The sequence below is a fragment of the Marinicella sediminis genome (genome assembly GCF_002000055.1).
Lineage (GTDB): Bacteria > Pseudomonadota > Gammaproteobacteria > Xanthomonadales > Marinicellaceae > Marinicella > Marinicella sediminis.
In genome coordinates this window covers 1-623 of record NZ_MVBD01000042.1, presented here as the reverse complement: position 1 = coordinate 623, position 623 = coordinate 1, and the positions used below count along the sequence as shown (strand labels likewise).

Sequence of the window (623 nt, the reverse complement as noted above, 5' to 3'; positions counted from 1 at the left end):
GAAGTCCCATGTTTAGCCCATCAATTGGGTTATACTGTGCAACGTTTTTCCGCGGGCTGCGTGTGGCCTGGTGATGACATGAAAAAATCCGATCCTTTGAATAAACAGCAGTGGCAACAGGTTAAAGACTGGTTCAATGACCTGCTTGATGTCCCTTCGGGCCAATGGCCTGAGCGGGTGACCACTTTAACCAGCGACGAGCGCCTGCAACAGGCTGTGCTCGATATGTTGGCTGTGCATCACCAATCGGCTGGCCAAACCCTTACTCCCAACCAGTCTGTAGCCAGTGTGCTGGGCGAACACGGTCAACTGAAAGCCGGTCAGACCTTCGGCCGGTATCAAATCATCCGCACGTTGGGTTCAGGAGGCATGGGTCATGTCTATCTGGCCGAACGGGATGATGAGGTTAACCAGCAGGTGGCGATCAAGATCCTCGCGGCACACAGCATGGATGATCAGGCGCTGGCCCGGTTTGATACCGAGCGGCGGGTTCTGGCCACCCTGGAACACCCCAACATAGCGCGGTTGATTGATGCGGGTACCGAGCAGGATAAACCCTATTATGTGATGGAATACATCGATGGGGTGCCCATTGATGCCTATTGCCAGGACAATGATTTGGG

Annotated in this window: 1 protein-coding gene; it reads left to right on the top strand. The window is 54.3% G+C overall.

Translation table 11 applies throughout. The annotated features are described in order from the left end of the window. Nucleotides 1-78: 78 nt before the first annotated feature. A partial coding sequence (locus tag B0475_RS17370) for a serine/threonine protein kinase (RefSeq protein ID WP_157893061.1) occupies nucleotides 79-623 on the top strand: 545 nt, incomplete at its 3' end.